This window comes from Bradyrhizobium sp. A11 (assembly GCF_042077125.1).
GTDB classification, from domain to species: Bacteria; Pseudomonadota; Alphaproteobacteria; order Rhizobiales; family Xanthobacteraceae; genus Bradyrhizobium; species Bradyrhizobium japonicum_B.
In genome coordinates this window covers 2,159,104-2,181,387 of record NZ_CP149509.1, presented here as the reverse complement: position 1 = coordinate 2,181,387, position 22,284 = coordinate 2,159,104, and the positions used below count along the sequence as shown (strand labels likewise).

The 22,284-nt window shown below is 66.2% G+C and carries 17 protein-coding genes and 1 pseudogene; 8 read left to right on the top strand and 10 right to left on the bottom strand.

The window, feature by feature from the left end:
• The first annotated feature begins 28 nt into the window (after positions 1–28).
• Positions 29–1,987: a GAF domain-containing protein gene (locus tag WI560_RS10045; protein WP_375307868.1), complete on the top strand. Its 1,959-nt coding sequence runs from the start codon at positions 29–31 to the stop codon at positions 1,985–1,987.
• 3 nt (positions 1,988–1,990) lie between these two features.
• On the opposite strand, the gene WI560_RS10040 is transcribed toward WI560_RS10045, so the two are convergent.
• Both WI560_RS10040 and WI560_RS10035 read right to left on the bottom strand, forming a co-directional pair.
• Positions 1,991–3,574 (bottom strand): MDR family MFS transporter, encoded by a 1,584-nt coding sequence (locus tag WI560_RS10040; protein WP_375307867.1) that lies wholly within the window; start codon positions 3,572–3,574, stop codon positions 1,991–1,993.
• A gap of 156 nt (positions 3,575–3,730) precedes the next feature.
• Positions 3,731–4,246: a YcgN family cysteine cluster protein gene (locus tag WI560_RS10035; RefSeq protein WP_375307866.1), complete on the bottom strand. Its 516-nt coding sequence runs from the start codon at positions 4,244–4,246 to the stop codon at positions 3,731–3,733.
• A gap of 292 nt (positions 4,247–4,538) precedes the next feature.
• Here WI560_RS10035 and WI560_RS10030 point away from each other — a divergent pair, with 292 nt between their 5' ends.
• From WI560_RS10030 to WI560_RS10020, 3 genes are read left to right on the top strand one after another with little or no spacing between them, the layout of a single operon-like run.
• Positions 4,539–6,818, top strand: coding sequence for a transglycosylase domain-containing protein (locus tag WI560_RS10030; RefSeq protein WP_028135417.1), 2,280 nt, complete (start codon positions 4,539–4,541; stop codon positions 6,816–6,818).
• A gap of 9 nt (positions 6,819–6,827) precedes the next feature.
• Positions 6,828–7,406, top strand: a complete 579-nt coding sequence (locus WI560_RS10025) for a DUF1214 domain-containing protein (RefSeq protein ID WP_375161139.1) — start codon at positions 6,828–6,830, stop codon at positions 7,404–7,406.
• On the top strand, positions 7,403–7,987 hold the full coding sequence (locus WI560_RS10020; protein WP_375307865.1) for a DUF1254 domain-containing protein: 585 nt from the start codon (positions 7,403–7,405) through the stop codon (positions 7,985–7,987). Before WI560_RS10025 ends, WI560_RS10020 begins: the two co-directional genes overlap by 4 nt.
• Positions 7,988–8,152: 165 nt before the next feature.
• Here the strand turns inward: WI560_RS10020 and WI560_RS10015 are convergent, their stop codons facing one another.
• The 4 genes from WI560_RS10015 to WI560_RS10000 form a co-directional block, all read right to left on the bottom strand.
• On the bottom strand, positions 8,153–10,087 hold the full coding sequence (locus tag WI560_RS10015) for an AI-2E family transporter (protein WP_375307864.1): 1,935 nt from the start codon (positions 10,085–10,087) through the stop codon (positions 8,153–8,155).
• Between the two features lie 298 nt (positions 10,088–10,385).
• Entirely contained in the window at positions 10,386–11,564 is a 1,179-nt protein-coding gene (locus WI560_RS10010) for an MFS transporter (protein WP_375307863.1), read from the bottom strand.
• A gap of 64 nt (positions 11,565–11,628) precedes the next feature.
• Positions 11,629–12,990 (bottom strand): NAD(P)-binding domain-containing protein, encoded by a 1,362-nt coding sequence (locus tag WI560_RS10005; RefSeq protein ID WP_375308808.1) that lies wholly within the window; start codon positions 12,988–12,990, stop codon positions 11,629–11,631.
• 61 nt (positions 12,991–13,051) lie between these two features.
• Positions 13,052–13,369 carry an ArsR/SmtB family transcription factor gene (locus WI560_RS10000; RefSeq protein WP_375308807.1) on the bottom strand — a complete coding sequence of 106 codons (318 nt, stop codon included), beginning with the start codon at positions 13,367–13,369 and terminating at the stop codon, positions 13,052–13,054.
• Between the two features lie 124 nt (positions 13,370–13,493).
• Here WI560_RS10000 and WI560_RS09995 point away from each other — a divergent pair, with 124 nt between their 5' ends.
• The 4 genes from WI560_RS09995 to WI560_RS09980 all read left to right on the top strand — a co-directional run bounded on the left by WI560_RS09995 (position 13,494) and on the right by WI560_RS09980 (position 16,005).
• The gene (locus tag WI560_RS09995) at positions 13,494–13,856 is read left to right on the top strand and encodes a helix-turn-helix transcriptional regulator (protein WP_257177532.1); all 363 of its coding nucleotides are present in this window, start codon (positions 13,494–13,496) and stop codon (positions 13,854–13,856) included.
• Positions 13,849–14,376 carry an arsenate reductase ArsC gene (locus tag WI560_RS09990; protein WP_375307862.1) on the top strand — a complete coding sequence of 176 codons (528 nt, stop codon included), beginning with the start codon at positions 13,849–13,851 and terminating at the stop codon, positions 14,374–14,376. Before WI560_RS09995 ends, WI560_RS09990 begins: the two co-directional genes overlap by 8 nt.
• A 2-nt stretch (positions 14,377–14,378) precedes the next feature.
• Complete coding sequence (arsB, locus tag WI560_RS09985) at positions 14,379–15,434, top strand: ACR3 family arsenite efflux transporter (protein WP_375308806.1); 1,056 nt, start codon at positions 14,379–14,381, stop codon at positions 15,432–15,434.
• A gap of 163 nt (positions 15,435–15,597) precedes the next feature.
• Positions 15,598–16,005, top strand: coding sequence for a GFA family protein (locus tag WI560_RS09980; RefSeq protein WP_375307861.1), 408 nt, complete (start codon positions 15,598–15,600; stop codon positions 16,003–16,005).
• A gap of 336 nt (positions 16,006–16,341) precedes the next feature.
• Here WI560_RS09980 and WI560_RS09975 read toward each other — a convergent pair whose 3' ends face one another.
• From WI560_RS09975 to WI560_RS09960, 4 genes and pseudogenes are all read right to left on the bottom strand, one after another.
• Positions 16,342–16,833, bottom strand: coding sequence for a DUF411 domain-containing protein (locus WI560_RS09975; RefSeq protein ID WP_375307860.1), 492 nt, complete (start codon positions 16,831–16,833; stop codon positions 16,342–16,344).
• A 52-nt stretch (positions 16,834–16,885) separates the two neighbouring features.
• A pseudogene (locus WI560_RS09970) lies at positions 16,886–17,496 on the bottom strand (class I SAM-dependent methyltransferase).
• Positions 17,497–17,674: 178 nt separating this feature from the next.
• Positions 17,675–20,866 carry an efflux RND transporter permease subunit gene (locus WI560_RS09965; protein ID WP_375307859.1) on the bottom strand — a complete coding sequence of 1,064 codons (3,192 nt, stop codon included), beginning with the start codon at positions 20,864–20,866 and terminating at the stop codon, positions 17,675–17,677.
• A complete protein-coding gene (locus WI560_RS09960; protein WP_375307858.1) occupies positions 20,863–22,284 on the bottom strand; it encodes an efflux RND transporter periplasmic adaptor subunit in 1,422 nt (473 codons plus the stop codon). Before WI560_RS09960 ends, WI560_RS09965 begins: the two co-directional genes overlap by 4 nt.

The window sequence follows — 22,284 nt, the reverse complement described above, 5'->3', positions numbered from 1 at the left end:
CCTGTCGCGGCATCAAGCCGGATCAGGAATGGCCAACTCTCCGAACGACATCGCCGCTGGGCTCGCAGCCGAGAACGCGCGGCTGCGCAGCGAGCTGGCGATTGCGCGCGATCGCCAGAGCGCCAGCGCCGAGATCCTGCGCAATATCGCGGCCTCGCCCTCCGACGCCCGTCCGGTCTTCGCCGCGATTGCGTCGAGCTCCAAGCGCCTGCTGGGCGGCTTCTCCGCCACCGTGCTCCAGTTCATCGGCGACGAGTTGCACCTGGTGGCCTACACGCCGACCAGCCCGGAGGCGGACGAAGGGCTAAAGGCCTCGTTCCCGCGCAAGATCACGGAGTTTCCGACCTTCGCGCTGGTGCGTGGCGGCGAGACCATCCAGTTTCCCGACAGCGAGGCCGACGACGTTCCGGAGCTGAACCGCGAGCTGGCGCGGCTGCGCGGCTTCCGCAGCGTGCTGTTCATGCCGCTGATGAACCGGGGCACACCGGTCGGCATGATCAGTGTTACGCGCGCTGAGCCGGGCGCGTTCGCGCCCGATCTCGTGCAGCTGCTCCAGACCTTCGCCGACCAGGCCGTGATCGCGATCGAAAATGCGCGCCTGTTCAACGAGACGAAGGCCGCGCTGGAGCGCCAGACCGCGACGGCCGACATCCTGAAGGTGATGGCCGCCTCGCCGTCCGACGTGCAGCCGGTGTTCGACGCCATCGCCGCCAACGCCAACCGGCTGATCGGCGGCTTCTCGACAGCGGTGCTGCGCTATGTCGACGGCGCGGCGCACCTTGCCGCGTTCACCCCGACCGATCCGGCCGGCGATCGCGTGCTCCAGGCCTCGTTTCCGGTGCCGTTCGCGCGGTTTCCGCCTTACGGGCTCGTGGCCAATGGCACGGCGGCGCAGCTGCCCGACACCGAGCTCGAGCCGGCCGCGCGCGACATCGCGCGTGCCCGCGGCTATCGCAGCATGCTGTTCGCGCCCTTGATGAGCGAGGGCGCGGCGATCGGCATCATCATCGCGACGCGCCGTGCGACCGGTACCTTCGCCGAGCATCACGTGCGCCTGCTGCAGACCTTCGCCGATCAGGCCGTGATCGCGATCAAGAATGTCAGCCTGTTCAACGAAGTCGCGCGCCGCACCGAAGAGCTCGCAAGGTCGCTCGAGGATCTGCGCGCCGCGCAGGACCGGCTGGTGCAGACCGAGAAGCTGGCATCGCTCGGCCAGCTCACCGCCGGCATCGCGCACGAGATCAAGAACCCGCTCAACTTCGTCAACAATTTCGCCTCGCTCTCGGCCGAATTGACCGACGAGCTGAACGAGGTGCTGGCGCCCGTCGCCCTCGCAGACGACGTTCGCGCGGATGTCGACGAGCTCACGGGACTTCTGAAGGACAATCTCGGCCGGATCGTACAGCACGGACGGCGGGCCGATTCCATCGTCAAGAACATGCTGCTGCATTCGCGCGAAGGCGGCGGCGAGCAGCGCCTGAGCGACATCAACGCGGTGGTCGAGGAGAGCCTCAACCTCGCCTATCACGGCGCACGGGCCGAGCAGCCGCAATTCGACGTGACGCTCGAACGCGACCTCGATCCGGCGGCCGGCTCGGCCGACCTGTTCCCACAGGAGATCACGCGGGTGCTGCTGAACCTGATCGGAAACGGATTCCATGCGGTCGCCAAGCGCAAGGCGGAGAGCGAGGCGGCCGGTTACGAGCCGGTCGTGACCGCCGCGACCCGCGACCGCGGCGATCAGGTCGAGATCCGCATTCGCGACAACGGCACCGGCATTCCGGACGAGGTGAAGGAGAAGATGTTCGACCCGTTCTTCACCACCAAGCCGGCCGGTGAAGGCACAGGCCTGGGACTGTCAATGAGCCACGACATCGTGGTGAAGCAGCATGGCGGCACGATCGAGGTCGCGACCAAGCCCGGCGCGTTCACCGAATTCACGATTCGGCTGCCGCGGAAGAGCAGCTTCCCGGATGCTGCGGGCTGAGCCCTACTCCGCCAACTCGACGGGTTGCTTCGCCGAAGGCCCGGCCAGCGGCCGCTCCTCCATCGCGATCAGGCACAGCGCGGCCACGGTCATCAGCGCGGTGGCGGCGCCGAACACGTAGCGGAAGGCGTGGCGCATGTCGTCGGCGGGAATCGCAACGCTGCCCGCGGCGTGATGCTCGCCGGCGAGCGGAACATCGACGCCGAGCGCGATCAGCAGGATCGCCGCGAACGCGGCGACCGTGAACGAGGACATCAGCGAGCGGAAGAAGTTCATCGCGCCGGTGATGGTGCCGACCTGCGGGCGCGCGACCGAGTTCTGCAGCGAGACCACGCAGACCGGAAAGGTGGTGCCGAGCCCCAGTGCGAAGGCCGCCATCAGCGTCAGCAGGCCCCATAGCGGCAGGGTGACGAGCGTGAGGCCGAGGCCGCACAAAGCGGCCCAGGAGGTGCCGATGATGGCGACGCGCTTGTAGTGCTTTGCACGGGCCATGGTGCGCCCGGCGACGGCCGCGCCGACGGTCGAGACTGCCGCAAGCGGGATCAGGGCGAGACCCGCCTCGCTTGCGCTCAAATGGTAGACCGACTCGTAATAGAGCGGCAGCTGCACGGTGAGGCCGGTGATCGCCCCGAGCCCGCAGCCGCCGGCGGTCAGCGCGAACGGCGCCACAGATCCCGTCAGCAAGTGCAGCGGCAGGAACGGCTCGTCCGCCCGCCGCGCGTGCCACACGAAGCTGACCGCGAGCGCGACGGCGCCGCCCACCATCGCCAGCACGGTCGGCGACAGCCAGGGATAGCGCGTGCCGCCCCAGGTCAGCACCAGCATGAAGACGACGGCCGAGGCCATCAGCAGCACGCCGCCGAGCCAGTCGACCTTGCGCTTGCGGTGGAACACCGGGATCTTCTTCATGTTCGGCAGCAACAGCGCGAGCGCCGCAACCGTGAGCGGCAGGTTGATCCAGAAGATCATCGACCAATGCAGGTGCTCGGCGAACACGCCGCCGATGACCGGGCCCAAAATGCCGCCGACCATCCAGACGCTGGAGAAATAGGCCTGGTACTGGCCGCGCTCGCGCGGGGACACGACGTCCGAGATCACGGTCTGAACGACGGGCATGATGCCGCCGCCGCCGAGGCCCTGAAGGCCGCGCGCCAGGATCAGCATCGGCATGTTCGGCGCGATCGCGCACAGCACCGAACCCGCCACGAACAGGCTGAGCGAGATGATGATCATGGCGCGGCGGCCGTAGATGTCGCTGAGCGTGCCGAACACCGGCGCGACCGCGGTCGAGGCGAGCAGATAGGCGGTGATGACCCAGGAGAGATTGGAGACGTCGTTGAACTGGCGCCCGATGGTCGGCAGCGCGGTCGCCACGATGGTCTGATCGAGCGCCGCCAGGAACATCGTCAGCATCAGGCTGATGACGATGGTGCGGACCTCGTCCTGCGACAGCGGCGCCGGCGGCGTGATGGACGGGGCGTCGTCGACGCTGATGACCTCGCTCGGCAGCCGGGACAGCTCCTCGGCGATGTCGTCGGGCAAAGTCTGGATGTCGGCAGAATTGCCCTGCCGGTCGAACTTGTTCATTTCGCTCGGACGTCGTGTGGCGGCGCAACGCCGCGAAGGATTCGTTCTATGCAGTCCAATCTAGACAGCAAAGTTCTTCCCGGGCAGGCACCGCCGCGCATGGGTGCATCCCGCCCCCGGGCCATCCCGAAGACGTGATCCGGGCTACGAGGCGGCTCAGTCCTTCGGACGTCGCTTCAGGCGGGCCCGTCTCGGCAAGATGGCCGGCCATTGCACGATGTGGTCCTCGAGCTCCTGGTCCGGGATCTCCTCCTCGCTGCCTTCGACCCGGCCGCGCACGGAGACGCCGGCTTCATGCACGGTGTCGGGATCGCCTGACACCAGCGGATGCCACCAATAGAGGTCGCGCCCCTCGGCGACGAGCTTGTAGCCGCAGCTCGGCGGCAGCCAGTTCAGGGTGCGGACATTGGCCGGCGTCAGGCGGACACAATCCGGAACCTTGTCGGACCGATTCGGATAGTCCTTGCAGGCGCAGCTCGCACCATCGAGCAGCTTGCAGCCCACATGGGTGAAGTAGATCTGCCCGGTATCCTCGTCCTCGAGCTTGTTCAGGCAGCAGCGGCCGCAGCCATCGCACAGGCTTTCCCATTCGCCCGCCGACATCTCTTCCAACGTCTTGGTTTTCCAGAAGAATCCTTCCTGGCCTGAAGGTCGTTTGGGAGCTGCGGTCATGCGCCTCAACAAAGGTTCGAAAGAGTGACGGCCACGCCTTCTAGGGCGTGCGGCCGCGATGGTGCAAGCAAGGCGCCTTCGAGGCCCGTAATGAACCGGGGTCAATTAGGCCTGTTGTTCAAAATCGCGAGCGTGACCATTGGTTTATGGGCCCCGCTCGGCTAGAAGGAACAGCAAGTCCCTCGGATGCTGGCCGGGCGCCTTGGGTTTGCCGCAACATTCCCCCAAGACGTCTCGACGCCGCCCCGGCCGGGTGCTTGAACGCTTTTGAAGCGAGCCTCAAGGGTTCCAGGTGCGCCAGATCATACCATCGCATTGGAAGCAGAGGATCCGGAATTTCTTCCTGGATCTCGATGCGCGCATCGACTCCTCGCTGTTCTCCTCGGCCAAGGGCATCCGCGAGCTCTACGAGCGCTACTCGACCTTCATGGACCGGTTCTATGTCGGACGCTGGAAGCGCTGGGTGTTCATCGAGCCGCTGTCGGAGGCGGCGACGCTGGGCCTCGGCGGCCTGGTCGTGATGCTCGCCCTCGCCATCCCCGCCTTCCGCGAGACCGCGGACGAGGACTGGCTGAAGAAGTCCGATCTCGCGGTGAGCTTCCTCGACCGCTACGGCAATCCGATCGGCAGCCGCGGCATCAAGCACAACGATTCGATTCCGCTGGAAGATTTTCCGGACGTGCTGATCAAGGCGACGCTGGCGACCGAAGACCGCCGCTTCTACGAGCATTTCGGCATCGACATCGCCGGCACCGCGCGCGCGCTCGTCACCAACGCGCAGGCCGGCGGCGTCCGCCAGGGCGGCTCCTCGATCACCCAGCAGCTCGCCAAGAACCTGTTCCTGAGCAACGAGCGCACCATCGAGCGCAAGGTCAACGAGGCCTTCCTCGCGATCTGGCTGGAATGGCGCCTGACCAAGAACGAGATCCTCAAGCTGTATCTGGACCGCGCCTATATGGGCGGCGGCACCTTCGGCGTCGACGGCGCGGCGCATTTCTACTTCAACAAGTCGGCACGCGACGTGACCTTGGCGGAAGCCGCGATGCTCGCCGGCCTGTTCAAGGCCCCGACCAAATACGCGCCCCACATCAACCTGCCCGCCGCGCGCGCCCGCGCCAACGTCGTGCTCGACAATCTCGTCGATGCCGGCTTCATGACCGAGGGCCAGGTGTTCGGCGCCCGCCGCAATCCGGCTTTCGCAGTCGATCGCCGCGACGAGGCCTCGCCGAACTATTATCTCGACTACGCCTTCGAGGAGATGCGCAAGCTGGTCGACACCTTCCCGAAGTCCTACACCGAGCGCGTCTTCGTGGTCCGCACCGCGATCGACACCAACGTGCAGAAGGCGGCCGAAGACGCGGTCGAGAACCAGCTGCGCCAGTTCGGCCGCGACTATCACGCGACGCAGGCCGCGACCGTCGTCGCCGATCTCGACGGCGGCATCCGCGCCATGGTCGGCGGCCGCGACTACGGCGCCAGCCAGTTCAACCGCGCCACCGACGCCTATCGCCAGCCCGGCTCCTCGTTCAAGCCCTACGTCTACACCACCGCGCTGCTGAACGGTTACACGCCGAACTCGATCGTGGTCGACGGTCCCGTCTGCATCGGCAATTGGTGCCCGCAGAATTATGGCCATTCCTATTCCGGCTCGGTGACGCTGACGCAGGCGATCACACGCTCGATCAACGTGGTGCCGGTGAAGCTGTCGATCGAGATCGGCCGGAAGAACGAGCCCAAGACGCAGAACCCCGCCAAGGTCGGCCGCGCCAAGATCGTCGAGGTCGCGCGCCGCTTCGGTCTCAAGGCGCCGCTGCCCGACACGCCGTCGCTGCCGATCGGCTCGGACGAAGTGACCGTGCTCGAGCACGCCGTGGCCTACGCGACCTTTCCCAACCGCGGCAAGGCGGTGACGCCGCATGCGGTGCTGGAGGTGCGCACCGGCGCCGGCGACCTCGTCTGGCGCTGGGACCGCGACGGGCCGAAGCCGCGGCAGGCAATCCCGGCTTCCGTCGCCGCCGACATGGCCGGCATGATGAGCCACGTGGTCAGCGAGGGCACCGCGCGCCGCGCCGCGCTCGACGGCATCCCGACCGCGGGCAAGACCGGCACGACCAATGCGTATCGCGACGCCTGGTTCGTCGGCTACACCGGCAACTTCACCTGCGCGGTGTGGTACGGCAACGACGATTACTCGCCGACCAACCGCATGACCGGCGGCTCGCTGCCGGCGCAGACCTGGCACGACATCATGCTGGCGGCGCATCAGGGCGTCGAGGTCCGGGAGATCCCCGGCATCGGCATGGGCCAGAAGCTGCCGCCGCAGCATGTCAGCAACGCGCAGGCCAACGCGGCGCCGAAGATCCTGGAGACCAAGCCGGGTCCGCCGCCGGTGCTGACCAAGCGCGGCGCCGACATCCTGGTGCGGGTCGAGAAGCTGCTGGACGACGCAGCCAGGACGGCGCGGAAATCGGCGGATGCCGACAGCAAACCATCCCCGGCGACGAGCGCGCTCGCGTTCCCGCAGAACTATGCGGAAGAGAAGGCCAACGCCTCGGCCCCGCGCAAGAACTGATCGAAACAAGTGCGGCTGATCCTGATCACATTGACGGCCCTTCTGCTCGCGACGGTGGTCGGCGTCGGCGCGACCTGGATGACGACGACGCGCGGCACCGACATCGGCGCGCTGACCATCGGCGCCTGGACCGCGCGGCCGCGCACCGGCACCGCCGACGTCGACCCCTATTCGCGCGCCACCATCGTCCGCAGCGGCGAGCTGCCGATCGGCACGGGCGACGGCGTCGCCTTTACCGCCACCACCGACGACAAGAAGAAGGCGCTCGACGGCCGCTGCGACGTGATCGTCTCCGGCGTGACGCCGCCGGCGCGGTTCTGGACGCTGACGCTGTACGACCGCAAGGGCCATCTCGTTGCGAACTCGCTCCAGCGCTACGGCTTCACCAGCCAGGAGATCGTACGGTCCTCCGACGGCTCGTTCGAGATTCGCATCGCCTCGCGCTCGCGCGCCGGCAACTGGCTGCCGACCGGCGGCATCGAGCGCTACGCGCTGATGCTGCGCCTCTACGACACCCCGGTCGGCGTCGCCACGCGCACCCAGCGCGATGCGCCGATGCCCAGCATCAGCACGGCGGGCTGCTCATGATCCGCCTGCTGTTCACCATCGTTGCCGGCATCGTTCTGGGCCTCGTGGTTCATCTCGTCAGCGTGCTGGCGCTGCCGCGGATCGCGACGCAAGACGCCTATTCGCGGCTGACGCCGATGACGAAGGTGAACGCAGTCACCCAGCTTCCCCTCGCCGATCCCAACACGTCGCCGATGCCGTTCATGGACCCGGCGTTCGCGCTGGCGATCTGCCGCTACGACCTCTCGGGCGGACCGATCAAGCTCACCGTGCCGGTGAGCCAGGCCTACACCTCGGTGTCGTTCTACACCCGCAACGAGATCGCCTATTACGCCATCAACGACCGCTCGGCGGGCCGCAAGGTGATCGAGCTCGATTTGATGACCGAGGCGCAGCACAGCGAGCTGCCCGAGGACGAAGAGGTCACCGCGGCCGACCGCCTGATCATCGATTCCCCGACCACGACCGGCCTGATCCTGATGAAGGCGCTCGCCGCCGAGCCCGGCCTGATGCCGCAGGCGCAGGCAACGCTGCAGGCCGCGACCTGCGCGCCGCAGACCGAGCCGCCGGCCAAGGCCGACACCAAGCGCGGCCGGCGTTGACACGCGGCCATTTCGGCCCCTTCAAAACAAAAAGTGCGAAAACAACCCCATGCACAGGTGCGGGGGCATTGAAATCATTGGACTCCTTGATCGGCGATGACGACGCTCCGGCGACAATGACGCTGCTTTGACACGTCGGGCAAAACACCGGCGCCCGCCGAACTCTTACGCCGCAGCCGTCGGTGAGTTCTCCAGCCCGAGGGCCTCGCCCGCCGACCCCGTCAACCCTGTTGCCTCGATGCACAGCCTGACGGCCTCGCCGATGCTCGCAGCAGCGAGGTCGGCTTTGGCGCCCTCCCGCAGCAATTCCAGCGCGGCCGCATCGACGTCTTTGACCCAGCAGCCCAGAATGATGGTTGCCTTCGGCAATTTGCGCCTCAGCCGCCGGACGGAATACCGCATGTGTGCCGCACTGCGGGCATCGAGATAGACCAGGCAGATGATCGCAATTCCCGTCGTGTCGAGGCGGAACACATTCGTCGTGGAAAGCGATTCCGGCCCTTCGACCCGTGCCGCGAGGCCATGCTCCGTCGACAGCTGAGCCAGCATGATCGCGGCCGCCTCATCGATCAGGCTGCGCCCGGCCACGCACAGGACGGGGTGCTCACCCTGCCAATCCGGCGGGAGGGTTTCCCTGCGGAGGTAAGGCAAGCGTTCATTGACCGCATTTTCTGCAACGGCCTCCACCGCCGACCATGCTTCGGCATCGCTGGTTGAATTGCTCTTCGCCGGCGGCCGGTCGTCCTGATCGGAGAGGTCGCTGGTAAATTCGCTGACGGCGTCTCGGATCTTGGCAAGACGTTCCTGATCAAGCGCATCGCGTTCGGCGTCGGCTTGCGCCAGTTGCAAACCCTTCAGAGCGACCTCGTCATAGTACGATGCCAGCGAACGCTCCTTCAGAAACTCCTCGGCCTTTTCGGCCGCTTCCGTGGGATCCCCCGCCAGCATCCGCTGATAGAATATTTCCGGAGGAGAAAGCGCTGGCCGGTCGCCGAACATGACGTCGAGAAATTCCAGTCGCTCCATATGCCGCCCGAGCACCACGAGGCAGACTGTCAAGGGAGTCGCGAGGACGAGCCCGATCGGGCCCCAAAGCGCGGTCCAGAACGTAGCGGACGCGACCACCGCAATGGGCGAAAGCCCCGTGCTGTGACCGTAAACCATCGGCTCGACGACATGGCCCACCAACGGTTCCACAACAAAGAACAGGGCGAGAGTCCAAAGCAGCATCGACCAGCCGGGATCGATGGCGACCGCCAGCGCCAACGGGAATGCGGCCGCGATAACGGCGCCGACATAGGGCACGAAGCGAAGCGCAGCCGCGAGGATACCCCAGAGAATCGCGCTTGGAATTCCGATGAACCACAAGCCGGTGCCGATCACCACGCCAAATCCGCCATTCAGGATGAGCTGGGTCAGAAACAGCCTGCTGAGGCGGCTCGCGGCATCGTCCAGTGCAGCCGTCGTACGCTGCAAATCCGACGAGCCGGCCAGCCGGATCAAGCGGTTACGAAGATCCTCGCGCTGGATGAGAATGAATATGACGAAGATAATGATGATGCCGGTGGTGGCGAGCGGATGAATGAGGGGAGAAATCAGGGTCCGCAGACTTTCCAACGCCCCGGGATCGGGCTGGCGTACTTCGACCGGCACCGGCGGCGCGAAGGCGTTCGAGCCAGCTATCGTGCCGATCTTGGGCGCGGATGCGGCGTCTTTCGGCTTGTCGAGCTCCTTGCCGAGATCCTTCAGCATGTCGGACGCACGCTCCAGCGTACCCCGCCCCGCTCTGGTATCTCGAAACGACTGGATCTTTTCGCTGATGGTCGATTGATAGCGGGGAAGGTCGCCGGCGAGTTGCGTCAATTGCGCCGCGAGAAGGCTCCCTATGGCAAAAATAAGCATGAAGGCAGCGACAACCACGCTTACGACCGCCAGTCCCCGCGGGACATGGATACGCTGCAATATTCCGACCAACGGGGCCAGCACGAAGCTGAGGAGAATCGCCAGCGCAACGGGCACGAAGATATCGCGGCCGAAATACAGCATCGCGATGATGATGACGGTGAGAATCGCTGTCGCCACGGCACCGAGCAGCGCCATCAATTCCTCGGTGGTGCGTGGCTTGAAAGGCTGTCTCGCTACAGGCCTCATTTACCGTCCCTGTCCCCGTCGTCCGCTGAGCGTAGATTGATTTCAGCTGCAAGGGCGCAGGGCGACACTGCATAGGACAGCCGCTCAGGGCACTCGTCCATGCGGTCTTCCTGAGCGAGCCCGGCATTCCGGCCTCGCCGTGGCACGCCAACCGGTCTGCCCTGAAAAGGTTCCAGGCTGCGGGCCATGATCGCGCGCACGCGCGGACCATCGACACGCCGGTGCTTTCATGTTGGCGCGGGGGTGCTCACGATGACAGCTTGCAGGAATGCCCTCTCCGCGCCCACAGCAGCGCCAACGGACCCAGCGCGATGCCGGCCGCGAGCACGATGAACACCAGCAGCCAGCCGCTTGCACTCTGCGGACCGCCGGCGACATCGAGCGCGACGCCGGTTCCCCAGGCGCCGAGCGCCGACAGACCGAAGCCGACCGTCGAATGCAGGGCCAACGTCGCGCCGCGGTGCTCGGAGACGGCCGCCGCCGACATGCCGGCGGTGAGCGCGCCTGAATCGGCCGGCACCGTCAGGCCGTAGATCATCAGCAGCAGCGCGAGCAGCCAGGCCGGGGCGCTCGCGTTGAAGCCGATCACCAGCGCGACGCAGGCCGAGGCGATCATCACGACCGAGATGGCGCGATGCCGTCCGAATTTCAGGGCGGCCTCGTTGCCGAGGATGCTGGCGGGCATCGAGATCACGGCGAAGCAGAAGCTCATCAACACCGGCGTCATCCAGGACGGCTCGCCTTGATGCGCAACGACGAAGGTCCAGAACCCGACCAGCCAGGTGCGAATGCCGTAGAGCTCGAAGCAGTGGGCGCCGTAACCGAGGATGTAGCCCAGCGCCTCGCGATTGGCGAGGACCGGTGCGAAGTTGAGAAGACGCCCCGACTTCGGCGCTGGCCGCCGTCCCTCGATCAGCAGGCACGCGATCACCATCGCGACGGGACCGACGCCGGTGACGTAGAACGCGCTCCGCCATCCCCAGCGGTCGGCGAGGATCTGCGCAACCAGGAACGACAGGCCGACGCCGACCGAGAAGCTCGACGTGTACAGCGTCACCGCCCGCGAGGTGTCGCCGGCGGGCAACCGGTCCGTCAGCGCCTTCAGTCCCGGCATGTAGGCGCCGGCGAAGCCCAATCCCGAGAGCGACCAGATGATGGTCCCCGACCAGAATCCCTCGGCAAAGATACCGAAGACGATGGTCGCGAGCCCGCTGACGACGGAGCCGCACAGCAGCACGATCCGCGCGTCGATGCGATCGGTCAGCGTCGTCAGCACCGGGACGGCCAGCATGTAGCCGAACGCATAGCCGCTCGCCATCAACCCGCCTTCGGCGGCGGACAGCCCCCATGCCGGCATCAGATGCTGCGCCAGATTCGCAGACAGCGTCACGTGCGGCAGCAGATTGCCGAGCTGCCCGATGCACATCGCCGCAATCAGCGGTCCCCCGCTCAGGCTGCGAATGCTCGCCTCCCGTCTGATGGGACCCGCATCATGAACAGCCGCAGCCGGTGCGGCCTGCCTTCTTGGCTTTTTCGTCCGCGGCGCAGCAGGCCGACGCCTCCTCCCTCGCTGGACCGCCACAGCATCCCGCATCCGCCGCCTCGACATCACCGCGCGTGCAGACGCCGGTCTCCGGCAGCACGAGCTCGACCCGAGCGGCAGCCTTCTTGTCGCCGGCAATGTCGGCCGCGATGGAGCGGACCTGCTCGTATCCGGTCATCATCAGGAAGGTCGGCGCGCGGCCGTAGGACTTCATGCCGGCGAGATAGAAGCCCGGTTCGTCGTGCGCGAGCTCGCGCGCGCCGTGCGGACGGACCGTGCCGCAGCTGTGCTCGTTGGGATCGATCAGCGGCGCGAGCGCGACAGGCGCCTCGATGGCGGGATCGAGCCGCAGCCGCAGCTCGGACAGGAACGACAGATCGGGGCGAAAGCCGGTGGAGACGACGAGCTCATCCGCCACCACGCTGCGCGCACCGCAGCCGCTGCCGGCCGAGATCCGGAGGCGGCCCTCGGACTCCGAAAGGTGGGTGACACCGAATTCACTCTCCACCCTGATCTTGCCGGCGGTCACGAGTGCGGCAAAGGCGGAGCCCAGTTCGCCGCGCGCGGAAAGCTTGTCGTTACGGCCGCCGCCGAAAGCCTTGGCCGGATCGGCGCCGCGCAACAGCCAGATCGCCTGCGTGCCCGGTACCTCGCCCGCGAGCTGCGCGAGATCGATCAGCGTACCGACTGCGGAATGGCCGGCACCGAGCACGGCGACAATCTTGCCGGCATATCTGGCGCGCTCCGTGCCCCGCACATCCGGCATGCCATAGGCGATGCGGTCGGCGCGCTCGCGCTCGCCGATCGCGGGCAAACCGTTGCTCCCGGCGGGGTTGGGAGAGAACCACGTGCCCGACACGTCGATGACGGCATCGGCATGCAGCACCTCGGGACCCCTGCCGTTCTGATAGCGGATCTCGAACGGCGCCCGCTCCCTGCCCTTCGTCTTCGCCTTGTCGAAACCGACGCGGCTGATCGCCGTGACCCGGCTCGAGGTCCGGATCGTCTCGCGCAGCGGCGTGCGCGTCGCGAGCGGCGTCAGATAGCGGTCGATCAGCTCGCCGCCGGTCGGATAGGATTGCGGGTCCGGCGAATTCCATCCCGTCGGCGCGAGCAGGCGCGCCGCCGCCTTGTCGACGTTGTATTCCCATGGCGAGAACAGCTGGACATGCTGCCACTGGCGGATCGCGTGCGCGGCTTCAGGCCCGGCCTCGAGCACGATGGGCGACATGCCGCGTTCGAGCACATGGGCGGCGGCAGCGAGGCCGACCGGCCCTGCCCCGATGATGGCGACCGTCCTGACGTTCATTCTGGCGTTCATTCCCGCTTCTCCCATATTTCTAGAATCATCGAATAAATTCGCAAAAGGATCACGCCGCGGTTTGCGCTGCCTTGCATCCGGCTTCGTCGGCGCAGCATTCCGCCGCCATGAAGGCGAGGAGACCGCGCATCGCGTCAAAGTTCGCGTGGCAGATCAGCGTGGTCGATTCCCTGACCTGGCTGACGAGCCCGACCGCTACGAGGGCCTTGATGTGATGCGACAGCGTCGATGCCGGAATCTTCAGCTTCTCCTGCAGGCGGCCGACGGGCATGCCGGCGTGCCCGGCCCGGACCAGGGCCCGGTAGATCTGGAGCCGGGTTTGATTGCCCAGGGCCTCCAGACGTGCTGCTGCGTCGGCGATCTTCATGACGCTCATGCTGTACTCCTTCGCACGCGCTGTCAAACTATAATTCTAGAATATTCGAATTATGAATGCGACGACGGACGAGATTCAGGTTGACTCGGCCTAATAATTCCATAAATCTGGATATATGGAAAACGAAGAAGCCGTCCTCGCCCTCGCCGCACTGGCCCAGCCGACCCGCCTGGAAGCATTCCGGACGCTGGTCAGGCATGAGCCCGACGGCCTTGCCGCCGGCGATCTCGCCCGCCTGCTCGAGGTTCCGCAGAATACGCTGTCCGCGCATCTGGCGATCCTGAGCCGGGCGCGGCTCGTCTCCTCCGAGCGGCACAGCCGCTCGATCGTCTACCGCGCCAATCTCGGCGAATTCCGCGACATCGCGGTGTTCCTGTTGCGCGATTGCTGCGGCGGACGTCCCGAGGTCTGCAATCCCGTCGTCGAAACCCTGCAATCCTGCTGCTCGCCGAAACGGAAGGAGCGAAGCCGTGCCTGACCCGATCTACAACGTCCTGTTTCTATGCACCGGCAACTCGGCGCGATCCATCCTGGCCGAGTCGATCCTCCGCAAGGACGGCGCCGGCCGCTTTCGGGCCTTCTCCGCCGGAAGTACGCCTAAGGGCGCGGTGCATCCGCTGGCGTTGCGCACGCTCGAGACCCTGGAGTACCCGACCGACGGCATGCGCTCGAAGAGCTGGCTCGAGTTCGCCGCGCCCGATGCGCCGGTGATGGATTTCGTCTTCACCGTTTGCGACAACGCCGCCGGCGAGTCCTGTCCGATCTGGCCAGGCCAGCCGATGACGGCGCACTGGGGCATCGAGGACCCTGCCGCCGCCGAAGGCACGGATCTGGAGAAGCAGGCTGCGTTCGTCACCGCGTTCCGCTATCTGAAGAACCGGATTGATACGTTCGTGAGCCTTCCGCTGCGGAGCATTGACAACCTCTCGCTCGGCACCAGGCTGCGCGAGATCGGCCGCTCCGACGGCGCGACGTCCAACCGAGGCGACGTGGCGTGACGATGGGCATCTTCGAACGCTACCTCACGCTGTGGGTCGCGCTTTGCATCGTCGTCGGCGTCGCACTGGGGCACGTCATGCCCGGCTTCTTCGGCACGGTCGCGGCCGCCGAGGTCGCCAAGGTCAACCTGCCGGTCGCGGTCCTGATCTGGCTCATGATCGTGCCGATGTTGCTGAAGATCGACTTCGGCTCGCTGGGCGAGGTGCGGAAACATTGGCGCGGCGTCGGCGTCACCCTCTTCATCAATTGGGCGGTGAAGCCGTTCTCGATGGCGCTGCTGGGCTCCTTCTTCATCGGCCATCTCTTCGCGCCGCTGCTGCCGGCCGGCCAGATTTCGTCCTACATCGCCGGCCTGATCCTGCTGGCGGCCGCACCATGCACCGCGATGGTGTTCGTGTGGTCGAACCTGTGCGAGGGCGAGCCGCACTACACGCTGAGCCAGGTCGCCCTGAACGACGTGATCATGGTGTTCCTGTTCGCGCCGCTGGTGGGACTGCTGCTGGGCGTGGCCTCGATCAGCGTGCCCTGGGGCACGCTGCTGCTCTCCGTCCTGCTCTACATCGTGGTTCCCGTGATCGTCGCGCAGCTGTGGCGCAAGGTGCTGTTGCGAGGCGGTACTGCCGGCTTCGACCGCGTCATGCGCACGCTGCAGCCTCTGTCGCTGGTCGCGCTGCTCGCCACATTGGTGCTGCTGTTCGGCTTCCAGGGCGAGCAGATCGTCAGCCAGCCGCTCGTCATTGCCATCCTCGCCGTGCCGATCCTGGTCCAGGTCTATCTCAATGCGGGCCTGGCGTACTGGCTGAGCCGGCGGTTTGGCGTGGCCTGGTGTGTCGCAGCTCCAGCCGCCCTCATCGGCGCGAGCAATTTCTTCGAGCTGGCGGTCGCCGCCGCGATCAGCCTGTTCGGCCTGGATTCCGGCGCTGCGCTGGCGACCGTGGTCGGCGTGCTGGTCGAGGTGCCTGTGATGCTGTCCGTCGTCCGCATCGTCAAGGCGACGCGGGGTTGGTATGAAGCGGGCGCCGCCAGCGTTCCCAGGGCTTTGGAAGCCCGCCAGTAAGGCGTCAGCCCGACGCGTTCTCCAGAACCCATCGCAGGTCAGCGCGTGATGGCAGCAGCTGTCACGCGACAGTAGGACGCAAGCGCAAATCGATTGCGCCGTTGATGCCGCAAATCGCGAGAGCTATCGATCGGCAAAGCCAATACGCGATCGGGAGAAACGCATGAGCACCATCACCGGCGGCTGTCACTGTGGCGCAATCCGTTATGAGGTCGAGGGCGACGCGATCGTGCACGCGCTGTGCCACTGCCGCGATTGCCGGCTCCACGCCGGCGCTCCGGTGGTCGGCTGGACGATGTATCCGGAGAACGCCGTCAAGGTGACCAAGGGCGAGCCCAGGATCTACAGCTCGTCGGAACACGGTCGGCGGCATTTTTGCGGCAATTGCGGCACCGGCCTGTTCTACTTCAATGCCAGCCTGGTGCCCGGAATGATCGACATCCAGAGCGCGACCTACGACGATCCCGAGGCCGTGCCGCCGACGATGCAGATCCAGGTCGCCGAACGTCTTCGCTGGATGGAGCATGCGCACGAACTACCGGCGTTCGACCGCTATCCTCCACAGCCATAGCGGCGGGGGATGACACCGGCTCTTTTGGCGTCATCCAGGGCAGGTATGACTCGTGGCGGCGCCTGCGCGCGCGCCTCGTCCTTCGAGACGGCGCTAACGCGCCTCCTCAGGATGAGGCTCAACGGCGTCGGTGCCCGTTGAAGCTGCCGCCGCGCACTCCGCCCTCATCCTGAGAAGCCCGCCTAACGCGGGCGTCTCGAAGGATGGCCGCAGAGAAAAGCTCTCATATGCGATAGCCCTGGTCATCGGAGGATTGGCAACGTTCGGCTCGTGCATCAGCTCATCGATGGTGGCGCAGCATCGCCAGACGCGTACCCGCGCATCGCCATATCCAGCTCAACCGATCCCCTGCGAGCCGATAAAGCGCATGAATGGCCTTTGACCATCGGCACCGAACAGCACGACCGTGTAAGGCTCCGGCTTGCCGCCTTCCATCCCGGGCGATCCGACCGGCATGCCCGGCACGGCGAGCCCTTTCGCAATGGGGCGCTCCGAGAGGAGGCGCCGCACGGCTGCGGCCGGCACATGTCCCTCGATGAGATAGCCTGCGACCTCCGCCGTGTGACACGCGGCCAGGTCCGAGGGGATGCCGAGACGATTCCGAACCGCGTCGAGATCGGCGGTCTCCTCCACCTGGACGACAAATCCTGCGTCCCGGAGATGCTGCACCCAGCCCGCGCAACAGCCGCAGCTCGGATCCCTATGCACCGTGATGGTGGCTTCTTGGGCCTGCGCCGCAACGGCAGGCCTGGCCAGCACTGCCGCCACTGCCGCCGCCATCAGCCCTGCAAGTGACCGACGGGTCATCACATGTCCGCGTTCCCTCATCTTCGGATTCCTTTCTTCATCGCTGGATCTCAAGGCCGGAGCGTCGCAGGCATCAACGGGGGCTCGCCTGGCCCTCGTACATAAACGTCATGGGCTTCAGCCCGTTCATATAGCCGGTGCGCATCTCGTCGATGCGAAAGCCGTTGCGAGTCAAGATTTCAGCGATGTCCCGGTTGAGATGACAACCGCCCGAGATGCGCATCCATGCGGGGGTCAGGCGATCTTGCCACCAGCGCACGTTCGGTTCGGGCGCGCGGCCATGCTCGACGAAGACCAGCTTCCCTCCCGGTTTCAGCACCCGCCGCGCCTCCGTCATCGCGCGATCGACGTCCGGAATGCTGCACATGGTCCAGGTCGTCAGGACCGTGTCGATGCTGCGGTCCTCGATCGGCATAGCCTCGGCCGAAGCTTCGACGAACTCGACTGGAGTGTTCGGATGCGGAGCGTGTCGCGCCATCTCGATCAGCTTTGGAGCGGGCTCAAGCCCACAAGCTGCGTCACCGTAGCTCCGTAGAACGGCAGGTTGCGGCCGGACCCGACGCCGATCTCGAGGACCCGGCCCTGGGCCGCGCGGGCCGCGCGTTGCCGGTAGGGCGCAAGTTCCTTATTCCGCATTGCAAGGTCGCAAAGCCGTGGCAGAATGACGTCGTTGTAGAAGCCCATGCGCGCATCTCCTGGCATCGCCGCTCGACGGTCTTGCTGATCTCTTCAGGTGCGGCAAGATCACGTCCGCACGTTCGCCTCATGCCAGCGCCGTCCCCAATATTAGCGCAATGACGACCAATGCGGCGATCAATTCCATCGGCCCAACGTTTCTGACAGCCGTTCGACATGACTGACCTCATTCGGCAGACTGCAGCACCCGCAATTTCGGGCTGATCGGCTTTGTCATTTCGGTCGGTTGTCCCTTGTCCCCGGCCTCGGGCGGCAGGTGGAAGCCCTTGACCAGCCCGAAGATCGCGGGGATCACGATCAGCGTCAGCAGCGTCGATGAGATCATCCCGCCGATCATCGGCAGCGCGATGCGCTGCATGATCTCCGAGCCGGCTCCGGTGCTCCACATGATCGGCAGCAGGCCCGCCATGATGGCGACCACGGTCATCATCTTGGGCCGGACGCGCTCGACCGCGCCCACCATGATGGCGTCGTGGAGATCGGCCCGGGTGAAGACCCTGCCCTCGGCGTCGCGCCTCGCCTTCATCTCGGCCAGGGCGTGATCGAGGTAGATCAGCATCACGACGCCGGTCTCGGCGGCGACGCCCGCGAGCGCGATGAAGCCGACGGCGACCGCGACCGACAGGTTGAAGCCGAACCACCACATCATCCAGATGCCGCCGACCAGCGCGAACGGCAACGACAGCATCACGATCAGTGTCTCGGTCAGCGCCTTGAAGTTCAGGTACAGCAACAGGAAGATGATCGTCAGCGTCACCGGCACGACGATCTTGAGGCGCGCCGCCGCGCGCTGGAGATATTCGTACTGGCCGCTCCAGACCACGTAAGTGCCGGCGGGAAACTGGATGCTCTCCGTCACCGCGCGTTGCGCGTCCGCGACGTAGCTGCCGATGTCACGATCGCGGATGTCGACGTAGATGTAGGTCGCGAGCTGGCCGTTCTCGGTCCGGATCGAGGTCGGCCCGCGCGCCGGCTCGACCTTGGCGACCTCGCCGAGCGGCACGGCGCCGCCCGCCGGCATCGGCACCAGGATGTCGCTGGCGATGGCCTTGGGATTGTCGCGCAGGTCGCGCGGGTAGCGCATGTTCACGGTGAAGCGCTGCCGGCCCTCCACGGTGGTCGTCACCGTCTGGCCGCCGAGCGCGGCGGCGATGGTGTCCTGCACGTCCTGGATCAGGATGCCGTAGCGGGCGAGCGCCTCGCGGTCGGGGACGATCTCGAGATAATAGCCTCCGATGCCGCGCTCGGCATAGGCCGAGGACGTGCCCGGCACGGTCTTGATCACCCGCTCGACCTGCCGCGCCAGCCGGTCGATCTCGACGAGGTCGGTGCCCATGACCTTGACGCCGACGGGCGTGCGGATGCCGGTCGACAGCATGTCGATGCGTGCCTTGATCGGCATGGTCCAGGCGTTGGAGACGCCCGGGAATTGCAGCGCCTTGTCCATCTCCGCGATCAGGCTGTCGATGGTGACGCCAGGGCGCCATTGCTCCCTAGGCTTCAGGTTGACGATGGTCTCGAACATCTCGGTCGGCGCCGGATCGGTCGCGGTCGCCGCCCGCCCCGCCTTGCCGTAGACGGAGGCGACCTCGGGGAACGACTTGATGATGCGATCCTGGATCTGCATCAGCTCGGCCGCCTTGGTGACGGAGATGCCGGGCAGCGTCGTCGGCATGTAGAGCAGCGTGCCCTCGTTCAGCGTCGGCATGAACTCAGTGCCGAGCCGGCCTGCCGGCCAGATCGTGACGGCGAGCACGACGAGCGAGGCCAGGATCACCAGCGTCCTGGCGCGGAGCACGCCCTTGATCACGGGCCGGTAGATCCAGATCAGGAAGCGGTTGATGAAATTCCGGCTCTCCGGCACGATCCGGCCGCGGACGAAGATCACCATCAGCGCCGGCACCAGGGTGACGGACAAGAGGGCCGCAGCGGCCATCGCGAACGTCTTGGTGAAGGCGAGCGGGCTGAACAGCCGTCCCTCCTGCGATTCCAGCGTGAAGATCGGCATGAACGACACGGTGATGATCAGCAGGCTGAAGAACAGCGCGGGCCCGACCTCGGACGCGGCATCGATCAGGATCTGCACGCGAGACTGACCGGGCTCGGCGCGTTCCAGGTGCTTGTGCGCGTTCTCGATCATGACGATCGCGGCATCCACCATGGCGCCGATCGCGATCGCGATGCCGCCGAGGCTCATGATGTTCGAGCCTAGGCCGAGCAGCTTCATGGCGCCGAACGCCATCAGGACGCCGACCGGCAGCATCAGGATCGCGACCAGCGCGCTGCGGACGTGCAGCAGGAACACGATGCAGACCAGCGCGACGACGATGCTCTCCTCGAACAGGGTGTGCTTGAGCGTGTCGATGGCCGCGTAGATCAGGCCGGAGCGATCGTAGACCGGGGCGATCTCGACCGATTTCGGCAGGCTGCTCGCGATCTCCCTGAAGCGCTTCTTGACGTTCTCGATGACGTCGAGCGCGTTGACGCCGAAGCGCTGCAGCACGATGCCGCTCGCGACCTCGCCCTCGCCGTTCAGCTCGGTGATGCCCCTGCGCTCGTCCGGTCCGAGCTCGACATTGGCGACGTCGCGGAGCAGCACCGGCGTGCCGTTGCTCGTCTTCAGCACGATGTTGCCGAGATCGTTGATGCTCTTGATGTAGCCCTTGCCGCGGATGACGTATTCGAACTCGGCGAGCTCGACCGTGCGCCCGCCGACATCGGCGTTGCTGGCGCGGATGGCTTCACGGATCTTCTGCATGCTGATGCCGCGATCGCGCATCCGCTGCGGATCGAGCACCACGTTGTACTGCTTGACGAAACCGCCGATGCTGGCGACCTCGGCGACGCCTTCGGCCTTGGCCAGCGCGAACTTCAGATTCCAATCCTGGATCGTGCGCGTGTCCGCCAGATTCAATTCCTTCGACAGCACCGCATATTGGTAGACCCAGCCGACGCCGGTCGCATCGGGACCGATGGTCGGGCTGACGCCGGCGGGCAGCCGCGACGCAGCACCGTTCAGGAATTCCAGGACGCGCGAGCGCGCCCAGTAGATGTCGGTGCCGTCCTCGAAGATCACGTAGACGAACGACGCGCCGAAGAACGAGAAGCCCCGGACGACCTTCGATTTCGGCACGGTCAGCATCGCCGTGGTCAAGGGATAGGTGACCTGGTCCTCGATCACCTGCGGCGCCTGGCCGGGATATTCGGTGTAGACGATGACCTGGGTGTCCGAGAGGTCCGGGATCGCGTCCAGCGGCAGATGGATCAGCGCATAGAGACCGGCCGCGGCCGCAAAGCCGGTGCCGAACAGCACCAGCAGCAGATTGCGCGCCGACCAGGCGATGATGCGGGCGATCATTTGTGCTCTCCCGTCGCATGGCCGGGTTCGGGAGCCTGAGGCGCTCCTTCCGCAAAGCCCTTGAGCGCGGCCTTCAGGTTGCTTTCCGCATCGATCAGGAAGTTGGCGGATGTGACCACGGCCTCGCCATCCGCAAGTCCGTCCCGCACCTCGATGTAACCGCCGCCGCGCCGGCCGAGCTTCACCTCGCGCGGCTCGAAGCGCCCCTCGCCCTTGTCGACGAGGACGGCCTGGCGCGTGCCGGTGTCGAGCACCGAACTGTCCTGGACCGCCAGCACGGGCGCGCCATTCGCGGTGTCGATGTCGGCATCGACGTACATGTCCGGCAGCAGCGCCGCGTCGAGATTGGCGAGCTCGATCCGGACGCGAACCGTCCTCGTCTCGCGGTTCACCTGCGGATAGACCACGGCGATCCTGCCGCTGAAGGTACGGCCGGGAAAGCTCCGCGCGCGCACCGCCACCGACTGCCCCACCGCGACATTGCCGAGATCGCGCTCGGCGACGTCGACCAGCGCCCAGACCTGCGAGATGTCGGCGATGCGGAACAGCACGTCGCCGGGATTGGCGCGCATGCCCTCGATCGCGCTGCGCTCGAGCACGATGCCGTCGCGCGGCGCCGACCAATGGACGGTGACGGGGGCGACGCGCGTCCTCTCCATCTCGGCGATGACAGGCTCGGGCACGTCGAGATTGACCAGCCGTTGCCGCGAGCCGCGCCCGTACATCTCGACGCCGCCCACCGTCTTCGAGGTGATGGTGGAGAGATATTCCGCCGCGGCGGAGGCGACCGCCGAACTGTAGATTTCCATCAGAGGCTGGCCCGCCTTCACGCGCGTGCCGGTGGTGACGTCGGCGACCTTCTGCACGAAGCTCTCGGCGCGCATCGCGATCACCGAGACGCGGCGCTCGTCGAGCTGGATCGTGCCGGGCGCCTTGACCGCGACGCGGATGGCGCGCCGTTCGACCGGCTCGGATCTCACGCCGGTGCGCTGGATCTTGCCCGGCGAGAGCTTCACCGTGCCGTCGTCGACCTCGTCGCCTTCGTAGACGGGGATATAATTCATCCCCATCGGATCCTTCTTCGGCACCGGCGAGGTGTCGGGCAGGCCCATGGGATTGCGGTAGTAGAGGATTTTTCGCGTTGATTCCGCCTGCGCCGGCTTCGGGGCCGCCGCGGCAGCCTGATCGTCGTCGTAGACCGGCAGATAGTCGCGGCCGCGGTCGTCCTTCCTCGGAGCGGCGGACCAGAGCGGCGCGCCGCTCGGGTCGCGGTAATAGAGCGGAGACCGGTTCGCCTCGGCCGCAGCCGGAGTCGCCTCGGCATGAACCGACCAACTCCCCTCGTGCGAGAACCAGTACGCGCCTGAGGCGAGGCCGCCGCCGAGCGCGAGAATCGTCAGGAGACGCAGCGTCTTCAT

Excerpts from the sequence above, each read along its gene's own strand:
- WI560_RS10045 (WP_375307868.1), top strand. The coding sequence starts at position 29 with ATGGCCAACTCTCCGAACGACATCGCCGCTGGGCTCGCAGCCGAGAAC.
- WI560_RS10040 (WP_375307867.1), bottom strand. The coding sequence starts at position 3,574 with ATGAACAAGTTCGACCGGCAGGGCAATTCTGCCGACATCCAGACTTTG.
- WI560_RS10035 (WP_375307866.1), bottom strand. The coding sequence starts at position 4,246 with ATGACCGCAGCTCCCAAACGACCTTCAGGCCAGGAAGGATTCTTCTGG.
- WI560_RS10020 (WP_375307865.1), top strand. The coding sequence starts at position 7,403 with ATGATCCGCCTGCTGTTCACCATCGTTGCCGGCATCGTTCTGGGCCTC.
- WI560_RS10015 (WP_375307864.1), bottom strand. The coding sequence starts at position 10,087 with ATGGCGCTGCTCGGTGCCGTGGCGACAGCGATTCTCACCGTCATCATC.
- WI560_RS10010 (WP_375307863.1), bottom strand. The coding sequence starts at position 11,564 with ATGTGCATCGGGCAGCTCGGCAATCTGCTGCCGCACGTGACGCTGTCT.
- WI560_RS10005 (WP_375308808.1), bottom strand. The coding sequence starts at position 12,990 with ATGAACGTCAGGACGGTCGCCATCATCGGGGCAGGGCCGGTCGGCCTC.
- WI560_RS10000 (WP_375308807.1), bottom strand. The coding sequence starts at position 13,369 with ATGAAGATCGCCGACGCAGCAGCACGTCTGGAGGCCCTGGGCAATCAA.
- WI560_RS09995 (WP_257177532.1), top strand. The coding sequence starts at position 13,494 with ATGGAAAACGAAGAAGCCGTCCTCGCCCTCGCCGCACTGGCCCAGCCG.
- arsB (WP_375308806.1), top strand. The coding sequence starts at position 14,379 with ATGGGCATCTTCGAACGCTACCTCACGCTGTGGGTCGCGCTTTGCATC.
- WI560_RS09980 (WP_375307861.1), top strand. The coding sequence starts at position 15,598 with ATGAGCACCATCACCGGCGGCTGTCACTGTGGCGCAATCCGTTATGAG.
- WI560_RS09975 (WP_375307860.1), bottom strand. The coding sequence starts at position 16,833 with ATGAGGGAACGCGGACATGTGATGACCCGTCGGTCACTTGCAGGGCTG.
- WI560_RS09965 (WP_375307859.1), bottom strand. The coding sequence starts at position 20,866 with ATGATCGCCCGCATCATCGCCTGGTCGGCGCGCAATCTGCTGCTGGTG.
- WI560_RS09960 (WP_375307858.1), bottom strand. The coding sequence starts at position 22,284 with ATGAAGACGCTGCGTCTCCTGACGATTCTCGCGCTCGGCGGCGGCCTC.